General features: G+C 54.1%; 18 protein-coding genes. 8 read left to right on the plus strand and 10 right to left on the minus strand.

The window, feature by feature from the left end; genetic code table 11:
- Positions 1-107: 107 nt before the first annotated feature.
- Complete coding sequence (locus AC2CGP_RS02750) at positions 108-1,700, minus strand: ABC transporter substrate-binding protein (RefSeq protein ID WP_213759316.1); 1,593 nt, start codon at positions 1,698-1,700, stop codon at positions 108-110.
- A gap of 112 nt (positions 1,701-1,812) precedes the next feature.
- Here AC2CGP_RS02750 and pepT point away from each other — a divergent pair, with 112 nt between their 5' ends.
- Complete coding sequence (pepT, locus tag AC2CGP_RS02755) at positions 1,813-3,042, plus strand: peptidase T (RefSeq protein WP_015366391.1); 1,230 nt, start codon at positions 1,813-1,815, stop codon at positions 3,040-3,042.
- Here the strand turns inward: pepT and tehB are convergent.
- Both tehB and tehA read right to left on the minus strand, forming a co-directional pair.
- The gene (gene tehB, locus AC2CGP_RS02760; protein WP_042897241.1) at positions 3,039-3,635 is read right to left on the minus strand and encodes a tellurite resistance methyltransferase TehB; all 597 of its coding nucleotides are present in this window, start codon (positions 3,633-3,635) and stop codon (positions 3,039-3,041) included. The genes pepT and tehB overlap by 4 nt on opposite strands.
- A 2-nt stretch (positions 3,636-3,637) precedes the next feature.
- Positions 3,638-4,636, minus strand: coding sequence for a dicarboxylate transporter/tellurite-resistance protein TehA (gene tehA, locus AC2CGP_RS02765; protein WP_042897239.1), 999 nt, complete (start codon positions 4,634-4,636; stop codon positions 3,638-3,640).
- Between the two features lie 111 nt (positions 4,637-4,747).
- On the opposite strand from tehA, the gene ydcK reads away from it, so the two are divergent.
- Positions 4,748-5,728 (plus strand): YdcK family protein, encoded by a 981-nt coding sequence (gene ydcK / locus AC2CGP_RS02770; RefSeq protein WP_026612293.1) that lies wholly within the window; start codon positions 4,748-4,750, stop codon positions 5,726-5,728.
- Positions 5,729-5,732: 4 nt separating this feature from the next.
- Here the strand turns inward: ydcK and rimL are convergent, their stop codons facing one another.
- Together rimL and AC2CGP_RS02780 are read right to left on the minus strand one after the other, a co-directional pair.
- Positions 5,733-6,293 carry a 50S ribosomal protein L7/L12-serine acetyltransferase gene (rimL, locus tag AC2CGP_RS02775; protein WP_042897236.1) on the minus strand — a complete coding sequence of 187 codons (561 nt, stop codon included), beginning with the start codon at positions 6,291-6,293 and terminating at the stop codon, positions 5,733-5,735.
- Positions 6,294-6,361: 68 nt separating this feature from the next.
- The gene (locus AC2CGP_RS02780) at positions 6,362-8,017 is read right to left on the minus strand and encodes a glucan biosynthesis protein D (protein WP_042897234.1); all 1,656 of its coding nucleotides are present in this window, start codon (positions 8,015-8,017) and stop codon (positions 6,362-6,364) included.
- Positions 8,018-8,339: 322 nt separating this feature from the next.
- On the opposite strand from AC2CGP_RS02780, the gene AC2CGP_RS02785 reads away from it, so the two are divergent.
- Positions 8,340-9,428 (plus strand): NAD(P)-dependent alcohol dehydrogenase, encoded by a 1,089-nt coding sequence (locus tag AC2CGP_RS02785; RefSeq protein ID WP_015366385.1) that lies wholly within the window; start codon positions 8,340-8,342, stop codon positions 9,426-9,428.
- A gap of 41 nt (positions 9,429-9,469) precedes the next feature.
- Here AC2CGP_RS02785 and AC2CGP_RS02790 read toward each other — a convergent pair whose 3' ends face one another.
- Positions 9,470-10,243: an ABC transporter substrate-binding protein gene (locus AC2CGP_RS02790; RefSeq protein WP_015366384.1), complete on the minus strand. Its 774-nt coding sequence runs from the start codon at positions 10,241-10,243 to the stop codon at positions 9,470-9,472.
- Between the two features lie 11 nt (positions 10,244-10,254).
- Complete coding sequence (locus AC2CGP_RS02795; RefSeq protein ID WP_015366383.1) at positions 10,255-11,424, minus strand: pyridoxal phosphate-dependent aminotransferase; 1,170 nt, start codon at positions 11,422-11,424, stop codon at positions 10,255-10,257.
- 288 nt (positions 11,425-11,712) lie between these two features.
- Here AC2CGP_RS02795 and AC2CGP_RS02800 point away from each other — a divergent pair, with 288 nt between their 5' ends.
- Entirely contained in the window at positions 11,713-13,059 is a 1,347-nt protein-coding gene (locus AC2CGP_RS02800) for an L-cystine transporter (RefSeq protein ID WP_045366214.1), read from the plus strand.
- Between the two features lie 50 nt (positions 13,060-13,109).
- On the opposite strand, the gene ycaC is transcribed toward AC2CGP_RS02800, so the two are convergent.
- A complete protein-coding gene (ycaC, locus tag AC2CGP_RS02805; RefSeq protein WP_015366381.1) occupies positions 13,110-13,733 on the minus strand; it encodes an isochorismate family cysteine hydrolase YcaC in 624 nt (207 codons plus the stop codon).
- Positions 13,734-13,905: 172 nt separating this feature from the next.
- Here ycaC and AC2CGP_RS02810 point away from each other — a divergent pair, with 172 nt between their 5' ends.
- Complete coding sequence (locus AC2CGP_RS02810; RefSeq protein ID WP_032723078.1) at positions 13,906-14,802, plus strand: LysR family transcriptional regulator; 897 nt, start codon at positions 13,906-13,908, stop codon at positions 14,800-14,802.
- Here the strand turns inward: AC2CGP_RS02810 and AC2CGP_RS02815 are convergent.
- Complete coding sequence (locus tag AC2CGP_RS02815; protein ID WP_045366217.1) at positions 14,741-16,249, minus strand: carboxylesterase/lipase family protein; 1,509 nt, start codon at positions 16,247-16,249, stop codon at positions 14,741-14,743. The two genes, AC2CGP_RS02810 and AC2CGP_RS02815, sit on opposite strands and share 62 nt — an antisense overlap.
- A gap of 42 nt (positions 16,250-16,291) precedes the next feature.
- On the minus strand, positions 16,292-17,635 hold the full coding sequence (gene hglS / locus AC2CGP_RS02820; RefSeq protein ID WP_015705582.1) for a 2-oxoadipate dioxygenase/decarboxylase HglS: 1,344 nt from the start codon (positions 17,633-17,635) through the stop codon (positions 16,292-16,294).
- A 236-nt stretch (positions 17,636-17,871) separates the two neighbouring features.
- Between hglS and pcaH the strand changes: the two genes are divergently transcribed.
- The 3 genes from pcaH to AC2CGP_RS02835 all read left to right on the plus strand — a co-directional run bounded on the left by pcaH (position 17,872) and on the right by AC2CGP_RS02835 (position 20,329).
- Positions 17,872-18,612, plus strand: a complete 741-nt coding sequence (gene pcaH, locus AC2CGP_RS02825; protein WP_020078656.1) for a protocatechuate 3,4-dioxygenase subunit beta — start codon at positions 17,872-17,874, stop codon at positions 18,610-18,612.
- Positions 18,609-19,229: a protocatechuate 3,4-dioxygenase subunit alpha gene (gene pcaG / locus AC2CGP_RS02830; protein ID WP_045366220.1), complete on the plus strand. Its 621-nt coding sequence runs from the start codon at positions 18,609-18,611 to the stop codon at positions 19,227-19,229. The genes pcaH and pcaG overlap by 4 nt, the downstream gene beginning before the upstream one ends.
- A gap of 176 nt (positions 19,230-19,405) precedes the next feature.
- Complete coding sequence (locus AC2CGP_RS02835; RefSeq protein WP_015366376.1) at positions 19,406-20,329, plus strand: LysR substrate-binding domain-containing protein; 924 nt, start codon at positions 19,406-19,408, stop codon at positions 20,327-20,329.
- The last annotated feature ends 155 nt before the right edge of the window (positions 20,330-20,484 follow it).

Below are 20,484 nucleotides of genomic sequence, written 5' to 3' on the forward strand. Positions count from 1 at the left end.
GCAAGGTTTATAACAAAATTTCACGCTTAGTTTTGTGACAAAAATGGTGGTCCGTCAACTCCTTGCAAAAAATAAATCCGCCAATGCGGCGGATTTATTTACGGTGCTTATTTTACGTCCACCTGATAAAAAATATGCTTCCCAAATGGGTCGATTTCATACCCGGTCACCGATTTACTCACCGGTTCAAAAATAGTTGAGTGCGCAATCATCACGGCCGGCATTTGATCGTGCATCATCTGCTGTGCCTGTTTATACAAAGCTTCTCGTTGCGGCCGGTCGGTGATGGTTTTAGCTTCGGCGATAATTTTATCAAACGGCGCATAGCACCATTTGGCCGAATTAGAACCGCCGTTGGCCGACTGGCAGGTAAATAATGGGCCAAAGAAGTTATCCGGGTCGCCGGTCGCGGTAGTCCAGCCCATCAACGCCGCCTGATGCTCGCCGTCTTTCACCCGCTTAAGGTATTCGCCCCATTCATAGGTGGTTATTTTGGTCTGCACGCCGATTTTAGCCCAATCAGCCTGGATCATTTCCGCCATCCGTTTCGCATTTGGATTATAGGGGCGTTGAACCGGCATCGCCCACAGGTCGATGGTGATGGGACTCTTCACACCGGATTCGCGCAGCAGCGCTTTTGCTATTTCCAGGTCCCAGCTGTAGTCCTGCAGATCGGCATCGGCACTCCAGACCCCGGGCGGCAGCAGGTTTTTCGCTACCGTACCGGTACCATGGAACACCGCATCGATAATTGCCGGTTTGTTGATCGCCATCGCCAACGCCTGGCGCACCTTCACATTATCCAGCGGCGCTTTCTGCGTGTTGAAGGCGAGGAAACCGGTATTAAGCCCGGCTTTGCTCATCAGATTGATCTGCGGGTTCTTTTTCATCCGCGGTAAATCGGCGGGATTGGGGAATGGCATGACCTGACACTCATTTTTCTCGAGCTTAGCGTAACGCACCGAGGCATCAGGCGTGATACTGAATACTAAACGATCGATTTTCGCTTTTCCCTGCCAGTAATCAGGAAATGCGGTAAACAAAATCCGCGAATCTTTTTGGTATTGCGCCAGCTTGAAAGGCCCGGTGCCGATGGGATCCATATCGACGCGCTGCGGGGTTCCGGCTTTCAGCATTGCATCGGCATATTCCGCAGAGAGGATTGAAGCAAAATACCAGCCGAGGTCAGCGACAAAAGGCGCCTCGGGGTGCGCGAGGGTAAAACGCACCGTATATTCATCCGGTTTATCAATTGCGGTAATTAACGAACCAAACTCCAGGCTTTCAAAATTGGCGTAGTTGCCATTAGAGACATTATGATAGGGGTTATTCGGATCTTTTTGCCGCATAAACGAAAAAATAACGTCATCAGCATTAAAATCACGGGTCGGTTTAAAATATTTATTACTTTGGAATTTAACGCCTTTGCGTAAGTGAAAAGTATAAACTTTACCGTCTTCGCTCACCTCCCAGCTTTCCGCCAGGCTGGGCTGCAATTCCGTGGTGCCAACTTTAAAGTCCACCAGCCGGTTATATATCGGTACCGCGCTGGCATCGACGCTGGTCCCGGAAGTATAAAGCTGCGGATTAAAGTTTTCCGGCGAGCCTTCAGAGCAATAAACCAGTGTTTTCGCATTCACGGCAGAACTCACCGCTAATGCCGCTATCGTCAGAGCTATTGAAGTAGATGTGCGTTGCATGCGTTTCCCTTTTCATTTTTTGACTAATGAATAGCTTTTTGTTTTATTGCCCATAGATAACACTAAAGCCAGATTGCAAACACCCGAAATAATAAATTAAGAAGGAATCACTATGGCCTCGCCCTTAACCAGACAATTAACCCAGCGCTTCTTTCGCTATCTGGCTATCACCAGCCAAAGCGATCCACGAGCAACCACGTTACCCACAACGCCCGGACAACATCAGATGGCGCGGGCGTTAGCCGACGAGCTACGTCAGTTTGGCCTTGACGATATCGTTGTCGACGAGCATGCGACCGTCACGGCGGTAAAAAAAGGCACCGTCCCCGGTGCGCCGCGGATCGGCTTTATCACGCATATTGATACCGTTGATGTCGGACTGTCGCCGGATATTCATCCACAAATCCTGCGATTTACTGGCGAAGATCTCTGCCTTAACCCGGAACAGCAAATCTGGCTACGGGTTGACGAGCATCCGGAAATCCTGGCCTATCGTGATGAAGAGATTATTTTCAGCGACGGCACCAGCGTACTGGGCGCCGATAACAAAGCAGCGGTGACCGTTGTTATGACGCTGCTGGAAAACCTGACCGCCGAACATAAGCATGGTGATATCGTCGTGGCGTTCGTCCCGGACGAAGAAGTTGGCCTTCGCGGGGCAAAAGCGCTGGATTTATCGCGTTTTGCCGTCGATTTTGCCTGGACCATCGACTGCTGCGAACTCGGCGAGATCGTTTATGAAAACTTTAACGCCGCCTCTGCGGAGATACGGTTTACCGGCGTAACCGCACACCCGATGTCCGCCAAAGGCGTATTGGTCAACCCGCTGTTAATGGCTACCGACTTCATGAGCTATTTCGACCGCCAGCAGACGCCGGAGCACACCGCCGGGCGCGAAGGCTACGTATGGTTTAACGGTATTCATGGCGATCAGAACAGCACAAGGTTGCAGGCAAACATTCGCGATTTCGATCTGGACAGCTTTAACCGCCGTAAACAACAGATTGGCGAAGCGGCAGAGAAAATCGCCGCCCAGTACCCTACTGCCAGGGTTGAATTCACTATCAGCGATACTTACAGCAATATCAGTAACGCCATTGGCGAAGACCGCCGGGCTATTGACCTGATGTTCACCGCGATGGAAAGCCTCGGTATAACGCCAAAACCCACGCCGATGCGCGGCGGTACCGACGGCGCAGCGCTCTCGGCAAAGGGTCTGCTGACGCCGAACTTCTTCACCGGCGCGCACAATTTCCATTCGAAATTCGAATTTTTGCCGCTGCGCGCCTTTGAGGCCTCCTATCTAACCGCCCTGCAACTCTGCCTGCTGGCGGCGGATTAAGCCGGTTTACGCGCCAGCATCGTGGCGAAGCGTAGCTTGATGCGGTTTCCGCTGGCGTCGGTGCGGTGCAGTTCGCCGACGTCTTCGTTGTACTTGAGGAACTGCCAGCCAGCATAATAGTCACGCAGTTCTTCAGGTTTGAAGGCGAACGGGAAGCCCACGGTACAAGGGTAATCTTCGGTATCCATTGCGGCAACAATCAGGTTATAGCCGCCAGGCTTAGTGCAGCGCTGCATGTTGGCGATAAGACCAGGGATGGTTTTGGCTTCCAGGAACATCATCACCACGGTAGAAAGAATAAAATCATACTCGCCATCAAAGCTCAGCGTATTCAGATCTTTTATCGCAGTCTGCAGGTTCTCCAGCCCTTCGGCCTGACGAATGTTCTCCAGATTATCGATACTCATGGGATTTTTATCCCACGCGGTGACGTTGTAACCTTTTGCCGCCAGATACAGACTGTTTCGTCCATTGCCGCAACCAAGGTCGAGCGTCTGTCCCGGCTGCATCTGGGAGGCGGCATACACCACTTCTGAGTGGGTGCGTGTCAGGCCATATTTTTCAGTAAAGTAGTTTTCGTCACGAGTCGTCATGATTAATCCTTGTTTGGCAATAAAGTGGCACGGTCTACGCGAATTAACAGTTTACCCCGCACCAGCAGAAGAAGGGTACGCAGCAGCAGCAGGCCGATAATCAGGTTACTAAAAATAAATAAGGGGATCGCCAGAGTATGGAAAAAACCGTGCGGCTGGCCGTGACCCAGATGCAGGCCGGTGGTCGCCAGTGCGGAAATCCCGAACGAGAAGCTCCAGAATGACGCATTAAACGGCTGCTGCAGATACCACGGCATCAGGCGCAGCATAAATAGCAACTGCAACAGCCCATAACCAAATAGCATTTTGGCAAACGTATCACCGTCGCCGCCATTGACGCTGAGCCACGCGCTACAGGCCACCAGCGCCGGCGCCAGCTGGATGCCCAGCGACGTCCGCAACGCCGCCGGTAGCTCGCCGTTGCTGCGCAGCCGCTGCAGGATAACCGGCTCCAGGCTGAGCCAGGAAAAGACGCCAGCGCCGAGAAACGCCAGTCCGGCATCATTAAATCCCAGCGCGCCGCAGGCCATGGCGCTGATAAAATTGTTGGCGACGGTCGGCAGATATAAACCGGGCGTCGTCGCCTCTCCTGGATGTTTACCCCGCCACAACCCGGCGCTCTGCCAGGCCGCATAGCAAAGCTGCAGCGTAACCCCCGCAGCAAATAACGCCAGCGACAACGGGCGATACCAGCCAGCAAAAGCGATCGACACCAATAGCGTTGTCGCCGGGATCAGGCTGACAAAACTGCTGGCCACCGGATGACGCATCTCCTGCCGAACGCTCCACGGGAAACGAATAGCCCGCGCAATAAACACTATCATTAATAGCGCCCAGATAGTTGTCGCCAGCACCACCAGCGCATCGCCAATAATACTGCTCACCGGCCAGATGGTACTGGCATAACGCCAGGCGAAGCCCATGCCGATTATCCCCAGCACCATACCAAAATAGCCAGCCGGTAGATTCAGTACCTGGCCGCCCGTTACGTGTTTATTCATTTTATTTAAAGTTTCAATTTAATTTTAAGTTGCATTTTAAAGGAACCTTATAAAACGCGCTACGGAGATTTTTGCTATGTTTATGTTAACCAACAGTAAAGAGAAATGCTGATGAAGAAATATCGTCTGAGCGACCACGTCCGCCTGTATCACTTTGAAGAAGACGGAATTAAACATAGCGTAACTCTGCGGCAAATCGTGGCGCTGATTGATTTCTCTGACGTTAAGGCCGGAAGCGAAGGCGGCTGGCTCGATAATGAAGCCGCGTTAAGCCAGGGCGGCGACTGCTGGATATATGATGCCAATAGCGTCGTCTTCGCTGGCGCGCGCGTTGACGACAACGCCCGTCTGACCGGCACCTGCGTGATAAGCCACGGGGCGACAATTAGCGACAACGCATGGCTTGATAATGTTGAGGTAAGTCACGGCGCCAGGATAAGTGACAACGTCACTATAAAGCAATCGCAAATCCGTGGCGTCTGCCGAATCGCCGACCAGGCGCGTATTCTCCCCCACTGTCTGGTGATTGCCGCTCAGGGACTCACTTCTGATATCGACAAAGTGCTGCAAATTTATCAGCGCGCCACGGTCAGCGCCTCACGGATTGTTCATCAGGCGCAAATCTACGGCGATGCCGTGGTTGAGCATGCTTTTGTTGAACACCGTGCCGAAGTGTTCGATAACGCACGTATTGAAGGTAATGAAAATAACGATGTATGGATCTGTGACAACGCCCGGGTCTACGATCGCGCGCGGCTGGTCGCCGGGCGCGGCGAGGATCAGATCCCAACCCTGCGCTACAGTTCCCAGGTGGGCGAAAACGCCGTGGTCGAAGGCAACTGCCTGTTAAAGCATCGTGTCATGGTCGGCGGGCACGCCCATCTTATCGGCGGCCCCATTCTGCTGGATGACGAGATACTTATCGAAGGACATGCGACGATTCGAGGCGATGTGATTATCGAACAACAGGTAGAAATCTGCGGTAACGCCTGTATCGAAGCGCTGGAGGGTGACAGAATTCATCTTCGCGGGCGCAAAATCGTGAGCGGCGACGAGCATATCACCCGTACGCCGCTGCTGGGTTCGCTATAGCAGCTTATTGCGGGTCAATAATCCGCGCGTAGATATTCTGATCGTCATATGCGCCATTTAAAAACTCGGCCTGCTTCAGACAACCTTCCAGTTGGAAACCATTACGCAGCGCCACCTGATTACTGCGCTGGTTGGCGACCCGGCATTTAATCACGAAACGGCGCACGACGCCCGTTTGCGCATAATGATGGATAAATGCCTGTAACGCCTGCGACAACAGTCCCTGCCCCTGATGGCTTTGATCGATCCAGTAACCGATATAGGCCGTCTTATTCAATGGTTCTATCTGGTTAAATGACAGGACGCCGATCATCTGCCCCTGTAAAAACAGCAGGAACATTTTTGCATAACCGCGCTGGTGCAGCATCACGTTTCCCTGCACGTGGCGCCGGGTTTCATCTTCACTCAGCACCTCCGCAGGCCAGCTTAACGTATGCTGCAGCCAATTACGGTTTTTGAGCACCAGTTGATGTAGCTCACTGACGTAACGTTCGTCAACCGCACGCAGCTCCAGCTGTTCGTTGACCGGGATAGTTTCGATGGTGGGGCTGTTTTCGCCAGTCATGACAATATCTCACTGATAAACAACAACGCCCGCAGTAGCGCACCGCGGGCGGGTAGCGACGGCCTGGGTTATTTCATAATCCGGTCATCAACGTAGTTACGCCGATCCGCCGCAGGCGGGAAGTACTGATACAGCCAGGTTTCGCTGATAGCGTCGCCACGGCAGCGCAGGAACATGCGCATCTCCACTGGATCGGTGGAATCTGAAGTCGGATACCAGTCAAAAAGAATACGATAGCCGTCAAACGGCTCGACGTAGAGGATCTCTACCTGCTTAGCCTCGCCGCTGGAGAGCGTAATCACCGGCTCAATGCCTTTCGGCGCCGCGGCTTTCAGGTCGCCGCCAACAAAATCGATAGCAAATCGGCGCGCCCATTTGTCCGGGTAGTGTTCACCTGGCGCCCATCCTTCAGGGAAGCCGCCCATTCCGGTGCGTGTCGCCAGCACTCGCGCCAGCGGAGAGCGTACCGGCGGCTGCGCGCTCCAGTACAAGCGGTAGCTAAAGTCCAGTTCATCACCCGCTTTTACCGGTTTTTCCGGCTGCCAGAAGCAGACGATATTGTCCAACGTTTCGCCAGTAGTCGGGATTTCCATCAGGCTAACGGCCCCTTTTCCCCACTGATTACGTGGCTCCACCCACAGGCTCGGGCGCTTGTTATACCAGCCCATCACATCCTGATAATGACTGAAATCGCGATCCAGCTGCAGCAGGCCAAACCCCTTCGGGTTATTATCCTGGAACGCGTTGAACTGCAGCTTTTGCGGATTATTCAGCGGACGGCAAATCCACTCGCCGTTGCCGCGCCACATCGACAGGCGGTCAGAATCGTGGATTTGCGGATGGATGGTATCGCACATCCGGCGTTCGTTATTACCGCAGCTGAACATGCTGGTCATCGGCGCAATGCCCAACTGCTTAATGTCTTTGCGCGCATAGAGATGATTTTCGACATCCATGATCACCTGCGTTTGCTGGCAATTCACGGTGAACTTATAAGCGCCGGTGACGCTTGGGCTATCGAGCAGCGCGTAAACGGTGAACACCGTCGCGCCAGGTTTGACGGTTTCAAACCAGAATGACGTGAAATCCGGGAACTCTTCCGGCGTATCGGTAAAGGTGTCGACGGCCAGACCACGCGCCGACAGGCCGTACTGGTAAGTGCTGTCGACCGCGCGGAAGTAGCTGGCGCCCAGGAAGGCGACGATATCGCGGCGCGCCAGTTCCGGCGCCTTAAACACGCGGAAACCGGCGAAACCAAGATCGGTCTGCCCTTCCAGCTGTTTGGTGTCAACACCGGCGTCGTTATACTGGAACAACTCCGGACGGAAATGTATCTCCCGCGCCTGCTGAGACTGCGCGTCCAGCGAGAACATGCGCACCCGGCGGCGGAAGCCCATACCAACATGGAAAAACTGGATATCCAGCTTACGCTCTTCAACGTTATTCCACAGCGAATGCGCCGCATCATACTGAATGCTGTTATAGGCTTGAGGGGTCAGATTCGCCAGCGTCGGCGGCAGGTCACGCGGCGGGCCGCCCCACGGCTGACGGGCTAAGTCATGAGCCATCGCCTGCAGGACGGAAAAGTCAAAGCGGCGCGTCTGGCCATCGGCGATAGCAGAATCCGCGGCGAAAGCCGCTTTAGTGAATAACGAGGCGACTCCTGACGTTCCGCATACGGCGGCAACAGCCATGGATGATTTAAGAAAACGTCTGCGGTTCATGCCTGGAAAAGCGTCCTTTTTGAGAGTTCGACGGATACGCAACGTTGCAAACATCTGCGTCGTGAATTCCGCTCACTCTAGACAAAAATGATTGATAATCCAATTGTTGGCAGGCGAAAAGCATGAAAAAAAAGATGTCCACCGGAACAGACTGAATAACCACCCAGCGATCGCTATCGCTGAGCTGTTTTGGCGAAGATGCACTGACCCGAGACCTCAGCGTTTTTACCCCCGCTTTGTTTATTTTCAGCACGAACAGGATAAATTTTCATCACGCCAGGTGTAATCTCTACTCTCCAGGGAAAAATGTCAGGAGTATCTAATGAAAGTAAAAGCCGCCGTGACGTTGGGTTATCAACAACCATTTAGCATTAAAGATATTCAGGTTAGCGCACCTAAAAAAGACGAAGTGATGGTAAAAATTGTCGCTACAGGCGTCTGTCATACCGACGCGGTGATCCGCGATAACGCCGGGATCCTGCCGATGCCCGCCATCCTGGGCCACGAAGGCGCAGGTATCGTGGTTAACGTCGGTGATGCCGTTCGTGGGGTCGAAATTGGCGATCATGTGGTACTGAGCTACGCCGCCTGCCATCACTGTGAAAACTGCCTCACCAACCATCCTTCCGCGTGCGAAAGTTTCAATGACTTAAACTTTGGTGGACGCTTAGACGATGGCACCACCCCTTATCGTCTGGATGATCAAGAATTATCCGTCTTCTTCGGCCAATCTTCGTTTAGTCAGTATGTGGTCACCAAAGCGACGAATGCTATTGTTGTCGACCGTGATGTCGAACTTTCGCTTCTTGGTCCGCTGGGTTGCGGAATTCAAACCGGGAGCGGCACGGTGTTAAATCGACTAAAACCGGTGGCCGGGGAATCGTTAGTGGTATTCGGCTGCGGCGCGGTTGGTTTAAGCGCCATTATGGCTGCAAAGCTCACCGGCTGTAGCCAAATCATCGCCGTCGATATTCACGCGAACCGCCTTGAGCTGGCACGTGAACTCGGCGCAACCCACGTGATCAATGGCAAACAGGAAGATAGCGTTGCGGTTATTCGCCAACTGACCGGTAAAGGGGCGCACTACGCCATCGAAACGACCGGCGTCGCCGCCATCGTTCTGCAGGCGATCCACGCGATTAAGCCGTTAGGCACGGTGGCGGTCGTCGGCTTTACCGGCGATATCACCTTTAATGTGCAAAACGATCTGATGGCGGAAGGTAAATCATTGATAGGGGTAATTGAAGGCGACGCCGTACCGCAGCTGTTTATCCCACAGCTGGTACAGTTTTATAAACAAGGGAAATTCCCCATTGATAAGCTTATCGAGTTCTATCCGCTCGAAGAGATTAATCAGGCTTTCGCAGATTCAGCTTCCGGTAAAGTCATCAAACCGGTGGTGCTGATGTAATGCGGGCGGCTCTTTGCGCAGCAAAGAGCCGCAAATAAAGATTATTTCACACTGACATCGATACCGGGGAAGTACTTCGCCGCCAGACGGGTGATAGTGCCGTCAGCGCGCACTTTATCAATTGCCGCGTCGAGCTGTTTTTTGGTCGCCTCATCGCCCTTGCGCAAGCCGTAGCCAATACCGCTGCCCAGAATCGTATCATCAGCCACCGGCTTACCGATAAAACCGAATCCTTTACCCTGCGGCTTACTGAGGAACCCGGCCTGCCCGGCCGCGGACATCACCAGCGAGGCGTCGATACGGCCGTTAAGCAGATCGGCCCATGCCATGTTCTGGTCTTTGTAGGAAACTACCGTGACGCCGTGTTTTTCCCAGTGTTCTTTGGCAAAGGTCTCCTGAATCGAGCCCTGTAGCACGCCGATGGTTTTGCCCTTCAGCCCCTCCGGCGTCGCCTGCATACCGCTGTCGGCCTTGCCCACCAGCTGTGAAGGAATACGGTAGATCGGCTGGGTGAAATCAATACTCTTGCGACGTTGCTCGGTAATGTTCATCGCCGAGTTAATCGCATCAAATTTCTTCGCCACCAGTCCCGGAATGAGCGCATCAAAGGAGGTTTCGACCCAGCTGCATTTCAACTGCGCGGCCTGACAAATCGCGTTGCCGAGATCAATATCAAAACCCTGCAGCTCTCCTGCCGGGTTGCGGCTTTCGAACGGCGGATATTCCGCTTCCACGCCGTAGCGCAACTCGCTGGCGGCAAAGCTTGATACGGTACACAGCATTCCCAAAGCTAGAGTTAGGGCTTTTATTTTCATCGTCTGGCTCCTTAACGCGGCTTAACGCGGCACAGCGCCTGCGCGCCAGCCCGCAATGTGGCTTCATCTTTGGCAAAAGAGAGCCGAATCAGTTTGTTATCAGTACCATCGGTATAAAATGCCGATAGCGGAATCGTGGCGACGCCGTATTCGGTAATCAGCCGCTTAACCATCTCGCTGTCATGCTCATCGCTGAAATGGCGATAGTCCGCCAGCATGAAGAAAGAGCCGGCGCTCGGCAATAAGCGGAACGGCGAGTCTTGCAGCAGTTGCTGGAGCAAATCACGCTTTTGCTGATAAAAAGCGGCCAGCGACAGCCATGAAGCCGGGTTCTGCATATGCTCTGCAAAAGCGTACTGCATCGGCGTATCGGCAGAAAACATGAGGAACTGATGTACCTTGCAGATCTCATCCATTAGCGCTGCTGGCGCCACGCAGTAGCCAACGCGCCAGCCGGTCACATGGTAGGTCTTGCCGAAGGAAGAGATAATCACGCTGCGTTCCGCCAGCTGCGGATGGGTCGCCATGCCGTGATGCTTTTCGCCGTCGAAGACTACGTGCTCGTAGACTTCGTCGGACAAAACCACAATATCGGTATTGCGGATCAGCATCGCCAGTTGATTAAGGTCATCGGCGGATAATACCTGGCCGCTTGGGTTATGTGGCGTATTAATGATGATCATCCGCGTCCGCGGGGTAATCGCGGCGCGTACCTCGTCCCAGTTAATAGCGAAATCCGGCACGGTTAGCTTAATCGCCACCGGGGTCGCGCCTTGCAGACGCACGATCGGCGCATAGCTATCAAACGATGGCTCAAAGTAAATCACCTCGTCGCCAGCATGTACCAGCCCGCCAATGGCGGAATAAATCCCCTGGCTGGCGCTGGCGGTGACCAACACTTCACTATCGACATCATATTGCGTGCCGTACAACGTGGCGATTTTATCAGCAATACGCTCCTTTAAGGCCCGCAGGCCGGTCATCGGCGCGTATTGGTTATGTCCGGCGGTCATCGCCTGCGTCACGCCGGCCACCAGCTGTGGGTCGCAGGCAAAGTTAGGCGCGCCCTGAGAAAGATTAATCGCGTTATGCTGCGCGGAGAGCTGACCGATAACGGTAAAAATCGTGGTGCCGACATCCGGCAATTTCGAGCGGGTGGTGACCGAAGCACTAAGAGCCATGATTAATCCTTTCTCGTTTTATTTGCATATCCATTCAAACTAAAGCGCCTTCAGGCGACAAGCGAATTGTTATCATAAGAGCTATGCATTTCGATCATGGCTCCCAGGGCTCCTGCTGAAATATGACAGGGCTAACACTCAGGACATAAACCACAATTTTTGTATGCCTTATGCTATTCAATTCTTTATAATCCCCATCGGTTCTAAGGCTACTCACCGTCTTAGAGAAATTTAGAATATATCTCTTTCCGGCATTTCAGGTGCTGAATGGGGCAAGAGGCAAATCTTATGTTTATTACGCCAGCGTATATCGCGTTATTTTTAATCGCATCATGGGGACTTTTTAAACTCGAGCAAAAAAGCCACTCGTTATCAAAAAGCGTTTTTATCGCCATCTTTCTCGGCGCCCTTCTCGGATTATCACTCCATTTCATTGCCAACGAACCGCGAAAAACGGTCATTGATTGGTACAGTATCGTCGGCAACGGCTATGTTAATTTGCTGAAACTTGTCGCGGTTCCGCTGATTTTCATTTCAATTCTGTCAGCGATTAATAAACTCGAAAATAGTGCCGGTATTGGCCGAATGTCCTTAACCATTGTTGCCTGCATGCTATGTCTGGTGATGGTGGCAGGCTGGGTCGGACTGTTTACCGCTGATTTACTCGGCCTTAACGCCAGCGCTTTTAGCCATATGCAATCGACGCTGACCGCCGAAGACGTCAGCAAAACCGCAGCCGTTTCGTTACCCCAACTGGTCACTTCGCTGATCCCGACAAATATTTTTCTCGACCTGACCGGCGCGCGCAGCGTATCGGTTATCGGCATCGTCATTTTCACCCTGCTGGCCGGAGTCGCATTATTGAAGGTGAAAAAAGAGGCGCCGGAGGAAGGTCAAAAATTAAGTAGTGGGATTAACGCGATTCAAATTTGGGTGATGAAGATGGTGCGTATCGTGATAGCGCTGACGCCATACGGCGTCCTCGCATTAATGGCAAAAGTCTTTTCGACCTATCAGCTAGCGCAATTCACCAGCCTGCTTGGCTTTATCGCCGCCTGTTATCTGGCAGTCGCCATGATGTTTATCGTGCATGCGATTCTGCTGACTATTAGCGGTCAAAATCCTCTGCGCTACTTTAAAACGGTGTGGCCGGTGCTTACCTTCGCTTTTGTTTCCCGCAGCAGCGCGGCTTCGATTCCATTAGCCATTACCGCACAGGAAAAATTCGGCGTGCCGAATACCATCGCCAATATTGCCGCCTCTTTTGGTTCCAGTATGGGGCAAAACGGCTGCGCCGGGATCTATCCGGCTATCATGGTGGCCATGATTGCGCCAACGCTGGGTATCGACCCACTGTCCTTCTCGTTTTTAGCCAGCTTACTTCCTGCTATCGCGCTGGGCTCAATTGGCGTCGCAGGCGTCGGCGGCGGTGGGACATTTGCGGCGTTGATTGTCCTGTCTACGCTCAACTTCCCGGTGGCGCTGGTCGGCATTTTTATCGCCATCGAGCCAATTGTCGATATGGCGCGTACCGCGCTGAATGTGAATGGGTCGATGATGTCGGGCGTACTGGCATCGCGGCTATTGAAACATCAAAATGCAAAGTCGCACCATGTCGCCTCAATAAGTGAATAATTCCGTCTGATTGAAACGGCGGCCAGGCCTGAAAACTGGCCGCCAGCTGTTTATTTCTTGCTCAGCAGGTTAAAGCTGGTCATCAGGTTACGGTAATCCGGAATGTGGTTGGAGAACAGGGTGCCCAATCCTTCAATATCATTGCGCCAGTCGCGGTGCAGCTCACAGGCCACGCCAAACCACGACATTAACTGCACGCCCGCTTGCGACATACGATCCCACGCCGCATCACGGGTGATCGGGTTAAAGGTACCGGACGCATCGGTCACCACAAAGACGTCGAATCCCTCTTCAATCGCCGACAGCGCCGGGAAGGCCACGCACACTTCAGTGACGACACCGGCAATAATCAGCTGTTTCTTACCGGTGGCTTTTACCGCGTTAACGAAATCTTCGTTATCCCAGGCGTTAATATTGCCGGGACGAGCTATATAAGGGGCGTCGGGGAACTGTTCTTTTAGTTCCGGCACCAGCGGGCCGTTAGGGCCATTCTCAAAACTGGTGGTCAGAATAGTCGGTAGTTTAAAGTATTTAGCCAGATCGCTGAGGGCAAGGACGTTGTTCTTGAATTTATCCGGCTCGATATCACGAACCAGTGAGAGCAAGCCGGTCTGATGGTCAACCAGTAATACTGCCGCATCATTTTTATCCAGACGAACGTAAGGTTTAGACATGGTGGCTCCTTTTATACACATCAACTAATCGGTGAGAAACGTTGTATCAACGAGATTAATAATAGTGTAAGCAGCGGATGACGATTAGATGGCAAAAACGGAACGCATCGTCCCAATTTCGCAACGAGGCGTGGCATACTGCCCATGATCAAAATGCATAGCTGGAGCCAACATGTCGCGTAGCGCCCTGCCTTTTCATACCGTAGAAACGTTTCTGATAACCGCGAGGCATCTCAACCTAACCCATGCCGCACAGGAGCTATGCCTGACGCAGGGGGCGGTCAGCCGGCAGATCGCCGCGCTGGAAAACTGGTTCGGCTTCCCGCTATTTGAACGCCACGCCCGGGGCCTGCGACTGTCGCCGCAGGGCAGCGCGCTTTATCCTGAGCTGCAGTCGGCATTCGGCCGCCTGATAACGGTGGCCGAGCAGGCGCGCCAGCAGCAAACCGTCGTGCGCCTGAAAGCGCCTACCTGCGCGATCCGCTGGCTGGTGCCGAAACTGCTGGAGATAGAACGACGTTATCCGGAATTGCAGGTGGCGTTGACCACCACCACCGAGCATAGCGTCAACTTTAAGACTGAACCCTACGACGCGGCGATTATCTTCGGCACCCATCAAAGCGCCGGCGACTTGCTGTTTGAGGAGGCCCTCACGCCGGTGGCCAGTCCCGATACGCCGTGCGATCCCCAGCTATCAGGCACTACATTTCTCCATCCGACACGCGATAAAACCGACTGGCTGCTGTGGCTTGCGCACTTCCCGCATGAAACTGCGCTAAAAATGCATAAAAACCAATATTTCGACACCATGGATCTGGCGATCACCGCCGCGATGCAGGGGCTCGGCGTGGCCATGGCGGACGAAACACTGGTTGCCGGGGATCTGCGAACCGGGCGACTATGTCGCCCCTTCTCGCTTAGCGTCAAAACCGGCGCCAGCTACCGGCTGGTTGTTCGCCGCTCGCAAAGCAAGGCCGACGGGCTGGCGCGCTTTCGCGCCGCGCTGGTTAATCCAGCGTCACATGATGCTTCATCACCCGACGAAACAGCGCCAGCCGCGCGCGCATAAAGCGGTTCTCGACTTTAAAGCCCGCGCGCTTGTTGAGGCCGATACGCAATAAACGGTCCCGTCCGCGCTGGCAGGCAGGCCAGCGCACCGGGCCGGTTAACTCACTGCACTGATTGCCCGCCTGACGGGCAAAATTAGCCCAGTAGTCGGCGACCTGCGCGGCGAAGGCTTGATCCGCTTCACTGGCATACTGACATACCGGCTCGGCGCGGGTCAGGTTGTCAAAAACGTAAACCACTTCGTTGCCATGCCAGGCGCCATGGAGATAAGTTTCATGTTCCGCTTCGGCCACATAGTCAAACCAGTAGCGCCAGCACGGTTGCCCGAGACGCTGCTGCGCCTGCATGACAACATACCCCAAAGTCGTGAACGCCATATCGCGACACACTTCCCGCCCTAACGCCTCATCGCCTTTAACGCCGGGATACAGTAGTTTAATCAGCCCAAGGCCAAAACGGCGTTCGCGACGCAGTTTTTGAATCTGACCGGCAATATCGACGCCAAATACCGCCATCACGCTGGCCTCATCGCTATTGGAGCCAATCATCACCGGCATCGCATGCTGACGGCCCTTAAAGAACGTGTCGAGCATGGGCTCCGGCAGCACCGCATCGCCGACAATCGGCGCCGGGCCGATATTCAGCGGCGCAGTCAGCGCCCAAAAGGCATCAGCGGGGATTGCCCGCAGCTGTTCCGCACTGGCATCGGCAAGAGAAAAATGTTCCGCCAGCAGCTTTCCCTTGGCCAGCGCCTTTTCCCGCGGTAAATCCGGTAAGGTATAACCGCTTTGCACGATCGCTTTATGGAACAATCCCTTCGCTTTCGGCGACGCCATTAACGACAGGACGCTGCGCGCCCCCGCGGATTCGCCGAACAAGGTGACATTGGCGGCATCGCCGCCGAAGGCGTGGATATTATCCTGCACCCAGCGCAGCGCGGCTATCTGATCGAGCAGTGCAAAATTATACAACCGTTCGCCCTCTTCGCCTTCCAACGCTGGATGGGCGAAAAAGCCGAGGTGTCCAAGACGATAGTTCACGGTGACCACCACCACCTCGCGGCTGGCCAACGCGCTACCGTCGTAGGGCGGCAGACTGCCGGCGCCGATGGTGTAGCCGCCGCCGTGCAGCCAGACCATCACCGGGAGCGGCTGCGAACGGGCGGCGGGCGCCCACACGTTGAGATAGAGACAGTCTTCGGAAAAACGGCCAGGATCGCCGCCGCCCAGTTCACGACAATATTCGATATCCTGCCAGCTGGCGGCGGAAAAGGTATCGGCCTGACGCACGCCCTGCCAGCGCTCTGGAGGCTGCGGGGAACGCCAACGCAGCTCGCCCACCGGCGGCTGCGCGTAAGGAATACCGCGCCAGATATGGATCCCCTGTTCACGGGTGCCGGATAACGTGCCCTGCCGCGTTTTTACCAGCGGCGTAGATGAATTCTGCATAACAACGTCCTTTTGCAAGTTATGCCATGCAGAGTACCGATTTTAGAGCAGACCGCAACGGCGTTTACTCCGCTCCTCCGCCTGTTGGTATAACTCGAACTCATCGAGGACCTCGCAGCCTAACGCCGCTTCAAAAGCTTCACGGCTGGCGTTACCGTGACTGCGGGCCTGCGTTTCGTTGCCCAGATTCGATTGGAAGATCCCCGCCGCGCTCACCGGTAAAAAATCTTCATAAACAATCGGCTGCGCGACTACCCAACCACGTTCGATCAGCGGTTGCGGATCGTCGCCGGGGCCAAAAGCATGGCGATGCGCTTCCCCCGCAGGCGTCAGGCGATAGCGAAACCACGCCAGCCCCTGCTGACGCAGCAGAAATTCGCTGTCAGGAAATTCGCTAAAGACCTCCTGCAAATGGCGCTGATGGTTAAGGTTGTCTTTACCGACCCCGGCCTCATTCAGTAAGCGGTCATAGAGCGCTCGTCCTTTCGGCGTCAACGCGACGCCGCGTTGCTCAATTTCGCCAAAGCGCGCGCTGTGTGTGCCTTTATGTTCACCAGCAAACATCACCGGTTCTTCCAGCGCTTTAAAACTGGTTTGCCGCAGTAAAATCGGCACCTCGCGGCGCGGCGGCCCCTCAATGAGCGCTTTCGGTTCGATACCGCATTGCGGCATCAGCGCCTGAACCCGATCGATATCAAGAGTGCGCGGCGTCAGATGGTTAATGTGGCAACCAGGGAAACAGACCACATCGGCAATCAACCGGTGCTCATTATGCAGCGCGTGATAGGTTTGCTCGTCAACGGTGGCATGACGGTGCCAACGGAAAGTTTCCAACGCTTCGGTGACGAATTCACGCGCTTCTGCAGCCGTGAATTCTCCTCGATCTTCGTGTAACGCAATGAGTTCACGGCAGCGAGGCGTAAAGATATCGCGACGGGCGAGAATATCCGCCGCTCGCTGGCGCAGCGCCTCGTTGCCGATCAGTTCAAGGCGCAGCAATGAGGTGAAAACGCGAAACGGGTTACGCGCCAGCGCCGCGTCATCGACCGGGCGAAATGCGGTGGAGTGAACCGGTACCCCAGCCTGCGACAGATCGTAATAGCTAACGGGATACATCCCCATAATGGCAAACATGCGACGCAGGGTCGCCAGTTCTTCCGCCGTTCCCACGCGGATCGCGCCGTGGCGCTCAACGTTCAGCCGTGCCAGCTCGTCGGCATTAGCCAATTGTTCATGTAATTTCGGGTTATGTTCCAGGACCGCCAGATTCACATCCGCCACCAACTCCAGGAGGGTTCCATATTGCGGAACTTCCTGCTGGTACATTGCCGACATAGCCTGTGAAAAGTTCTCCCGAATCTCATCAGCCGTGATGGTGTTCGCCATGATGTCTTACCTCCAGTGAATACTTCCTGGAGTGTAGGAAAGCGCGTTAAGAGTGGCGGGAAGAATTTACAAACTGTGATGCGGATAACCTGCTACCGCGTTTCGCCTGCACAAATCATAACCAAGGGTTATGAAAGATTAGATTTAATTTCACTTTAAATTAACAAAGCATTTACAGAGACTGTTTCTGGCGACATTACAACAACATGCCTCTCTTCCGATTAATGGAGTACCCTATGAATAATAAATGGTCACCGCGCGAGGTTGTACATCGCGATTACAATAGCCATCCGCCGGCGCTGGCGCCGGGATATAAAACTAGTGTGCTGCGCTCGCCGCGTAATGCCCTCATCTCCCTGCAAAATTCACTTTCTGAAATTACCGGTCCGGTGTTCAGCAGCGACGACCTTGGCCCGCTGGATAACGATCTCATCCTCAACTACGCCAAAGACGGCCTGCCGATTGGCGAGCGAATTATTGTTCACGGTTACGTGCGCGACGGCTTTGGCCGACCAATGAAAAATACGCTGGTGGAAGTGTGGCAGGCCAATGCCGGCGGCCGCTACCGTCATAAGAAAGACCAGTATCTGGCACCGATTGACCCCAACTTCGGCGGCTGTGGACGGGTGCTGACCGATGAAAACGGTTATTACTGTTTTCGCACAATCAAACCCGGCCCCTATCCGTGGCGTAATCAGGTTAGCGACTGGCGCCCGGCGCATATTCACTTTTCGCTCTCCGGCGATGCCTGGGCGCAGCGGCTGATTACCCAAATGTACTTTGAAGGCGATCCGCTTATTAAACAGTGTCCGATTGTCAGAACCATCAATAACGATGATGCCGTGCGTACCCTGATTGCCGAGCTGGATACCCACGCCGCCGTGCCGCTCGACAGCCTGGCCTATCGTTTTGATCTTGTGCTGCGCGGGCATCGCGCCACGCTGTTCGAAAATCGTACTCAGGGGGCCGCCCAATGAAAGACTATTTAGCTGAAACCGCCTCGCAGACTGCCGGGCCTTATGTGCATATTGGTCTGGCGCCGGACGCTGCAGGGTTTCATATTTTCGAAAAAAACTTCGGCCCCAACTTAGTGAGCGCGGAAACCAAAGGCCAACGTATTACGATTGAAGGCCGGGTTTTCGATGGTTCCGGAACGCCGGTACGCGACGTGCTGCTGGAACTCTGGCAAGCTAACGCCGACGGGCGTTATAACCATCCCGACGACCGTCAGCAGAGTAAGGCTCTGGACCCGAACTTCCGCGGCTGGGGGCGCACGTGTTCAGACTTTGCATCCGGCGTCTGGCGCTTTCAAACCATCAAACCCGGCGCGGTCGTCGGCCGTGATGGACGCATGATGGCGCCGCACCTCAATCTGTGGGTGGTGGCGCGGGGTATCAACATCGGCCTGAATACGCGGATGTATTTTGCTGATGAGCAGGCGGCAAATGAACAGGATCCGGTATTGAATCTGATTGAATGGGAAGTTCGCCGCCAGACGCTTATCGCGCAACGTGAAGTGCGTGGAGATGAAGTCGTCTACCGCTTTGATATTTATTTACAGGGCGATAAAGAGACCGTGTTCTTCGATATTTAATTTCCCACCAAAACATCCCTTTTTTCCAGCCCCGCCGAGTGCGGGGCTTTTTATCGCGCCTGACAGAAATGACTTGTAAGACAATAAGATCAAATGTTAATAATATTTTGCTAACTAGTTATCAAAATTAAACAACTTCGCTTGCTACCGAGACAGCTCTGTTTTTAACATCGATTATGGAAAAAAATGGTCTCTTCAGTCAGCGCATTCGCTTGCGCCATTTACATACTTTCGTCGCCGTCGCACAACAGGGAACCCTGGGGCGGGCGGCAGAAACCCTGAATCTTAGCCAACCTGCGCTATCAAAAACGCTCAACGAGCTGGAGCAGTTGACCGGTACCCGTCTCTTTGAGCGCGGGCGGCTTGGCGCGCAGTTGACGCTGGTTGGCGAACAGTTTCTTACCCACGCGGTTAAGGTGCTGGATGCCCTCAATACCGCAGGCCAGGCTCTCAATCGTAAAGAAGGCATGAATAGCGATGTGGTGCGGATTGGCGCCCTGCCAACCGCGGCGCTCGGTATTTTACCTACGGTGATTGGTCAATTTCATAAACAGCAAAAAGACATCACCTTACAGGTCGCCACCATGAATAACACCATGCTGCTGGCGGGGCTAAAATCCGGCGATGTCGATATTGGTATCGGGCGCATGTCTGATCCGGAACTGATGAGCGGCCTCAACTATGAACTGCTGTTTCTTGAATCGCTAAAGCTGGTCGTCCGCCCCGGCCACCCGCTGCTGCAGGAGACGGTAACGCTCAGCCGGGTGATGGAATGGCCGGTGGTGGTCTCACCGAAAGGGACAATTCCGCGGCAGAACGCGGAAACGCTACTGCAAAGCCAGGGTTGTAAAATTCCCCCCGGCTGTATTGAAACGCTGTCGGCCTCGCTTTCACGCCAGCTCACCGTCGATTACGACTATGTCTGGTTCGTCCCTTCCGGCGCGGTGAAAGACGACCTGCGTCGCGGTTTGTTAACCTCATTACCTATCGCCACCGAAGGCGCCGGCGAGCCGATCGGTATTCTTACCCGGGTGGACGCCAGCCTGTCGCAGGGGGCGCAAACTCTACTGAGCGCGATACGCAAATCCATGCCAGGCTGACTCTCAGTGGCCGTTACCCCGAATCAGCACATTGAGGTAACGGCACCGCTACGTTCATTCTTCTGCCACTTAATATATACATCGCGCTAATCAATTAGTGCGAAATCATTCATTAACATTTGCACTCATTTCATTAACAGATTTATCATAGCCAT

This window comes from Klebsiella sp. SYXHC3 (assembly GCF_057196925.1).

Coding starts and splice junctions, on each gene's coding strand:
- AC2CGP_RS02750 (WP_213759316.1), bottom strand. CDS start 1,700: ATGCAACGCACATCTACTTCAATAGCTCTGACGATAGCGGCATTAGCG.
- pepT (WP_015366391.1), top strand. CDS start 1,813: ATGGCCTCGCCCTTAACCAGACAATTAACCCAGCGCTTCTTTCGCTAT.
- tehB (WP_042897241.1), bottom strand. CDS start 3,635: ATGACGACTCGTGACGAAAACTACTTTACTGAAAAATATGGCCTGACA.
- tehA (WP_042897239.1), bottom strand. CDS start 4,636: ATGAATAAACACGTAACGGGCGGCCAGGTACTGAATCTACCGGCTGGC.
- ydcK (WP_026612293.1), top strand. CDS start 4,748: ATGAAGAAATATCGTCTGAGCGACCACGTCCGCCTGTATCACTTTGAA.
- rimL (WP_042897236.1), bottom strand. CDS start 6,293: ATGACTGGCGAAAACAGCCCCACCATCGAAACTATCCCGGTCAACGAA.
- AC2CGP_RS02780 (WP_042897234.1), bottom strand. CDS start 8,017: ATGAACCGCAGACGTTTTCTTAAATCATCCATGGCTGTTGCCGCCGTA.
- AC2CGP_RS02785 (WP_015366385.1), top strand. CDS start 8,340: ATGAAAGTAAAAGCCGCCGTGACGTTGGGTTATCAACAACCATTTAGC.
- AC2CGP_RS02790 (WP_015366384.1), bottom strand. CDS start 10,243: ATGAAAATAAAAGCCCTAACTCTAGCTTTGGGAATGCTGTGTACCGTA.
- AC2CGP_RS02795 (WP_015366383.1), bottom strand. CDS start 11,424: ATGGCTCTTAGTGCTTCGGTCACCACCCGCTCGAAATTGCCGGATGTC.
- AC2CGP_RS02800 (WP_045366214.1), top strand. CDS start 11,713: ATGTTTATTACGCCAGCGTATATCGCGTTATTTTTAATCGCATCATGG.
- ycaC (WP_015366381.1), bottom strand. CDS start 13,733: ATGTCTAAACCTTACGTTCGTCTGGATAAAAATGATGCGGCAGTATTA.
- AC2CGP_RS02810 (WP_032723078.1), top strand. CDS start 13,906: ATGTCGCGTAGCGCCCTGCCTTTTCATACCGTAGAAACGTTTCTGATA.
- AC2CGP_RS02815 (WP_045366217.1), bottom strand. CDS start 16,249: ATGCAGAATTCATCTACGCCGCTGGTAAAAACGCGGCAGGGCACGTTA.
- hglS (WP_015705582.1), bottom strand. CDS start 17,635: ATGGCGAACACCATCACGGCTGATGAGATTCGGGAGAACTTTTCACAG.
- pcaH (WP_020078656.1), top strand. CDS start 17,872: ATGAATAATAAATGGTCACCGCGCGAGGTTGTACATCGCGATTACAAT.
- pcaG (WP_045366220.1), top strand. CDS start 18,609: ATGAAAGACTATTTAGCTGAAACCGCCTCGCAGACTGCCGGGCCTTAT.
- AC2CGP_RS02835 (WP_015366376.1), top strand. CDS start 19,406: ATGGAAAAAAATGGTCTCTTCAGTCAGCGCATTCGCTTGCGCCATTTA.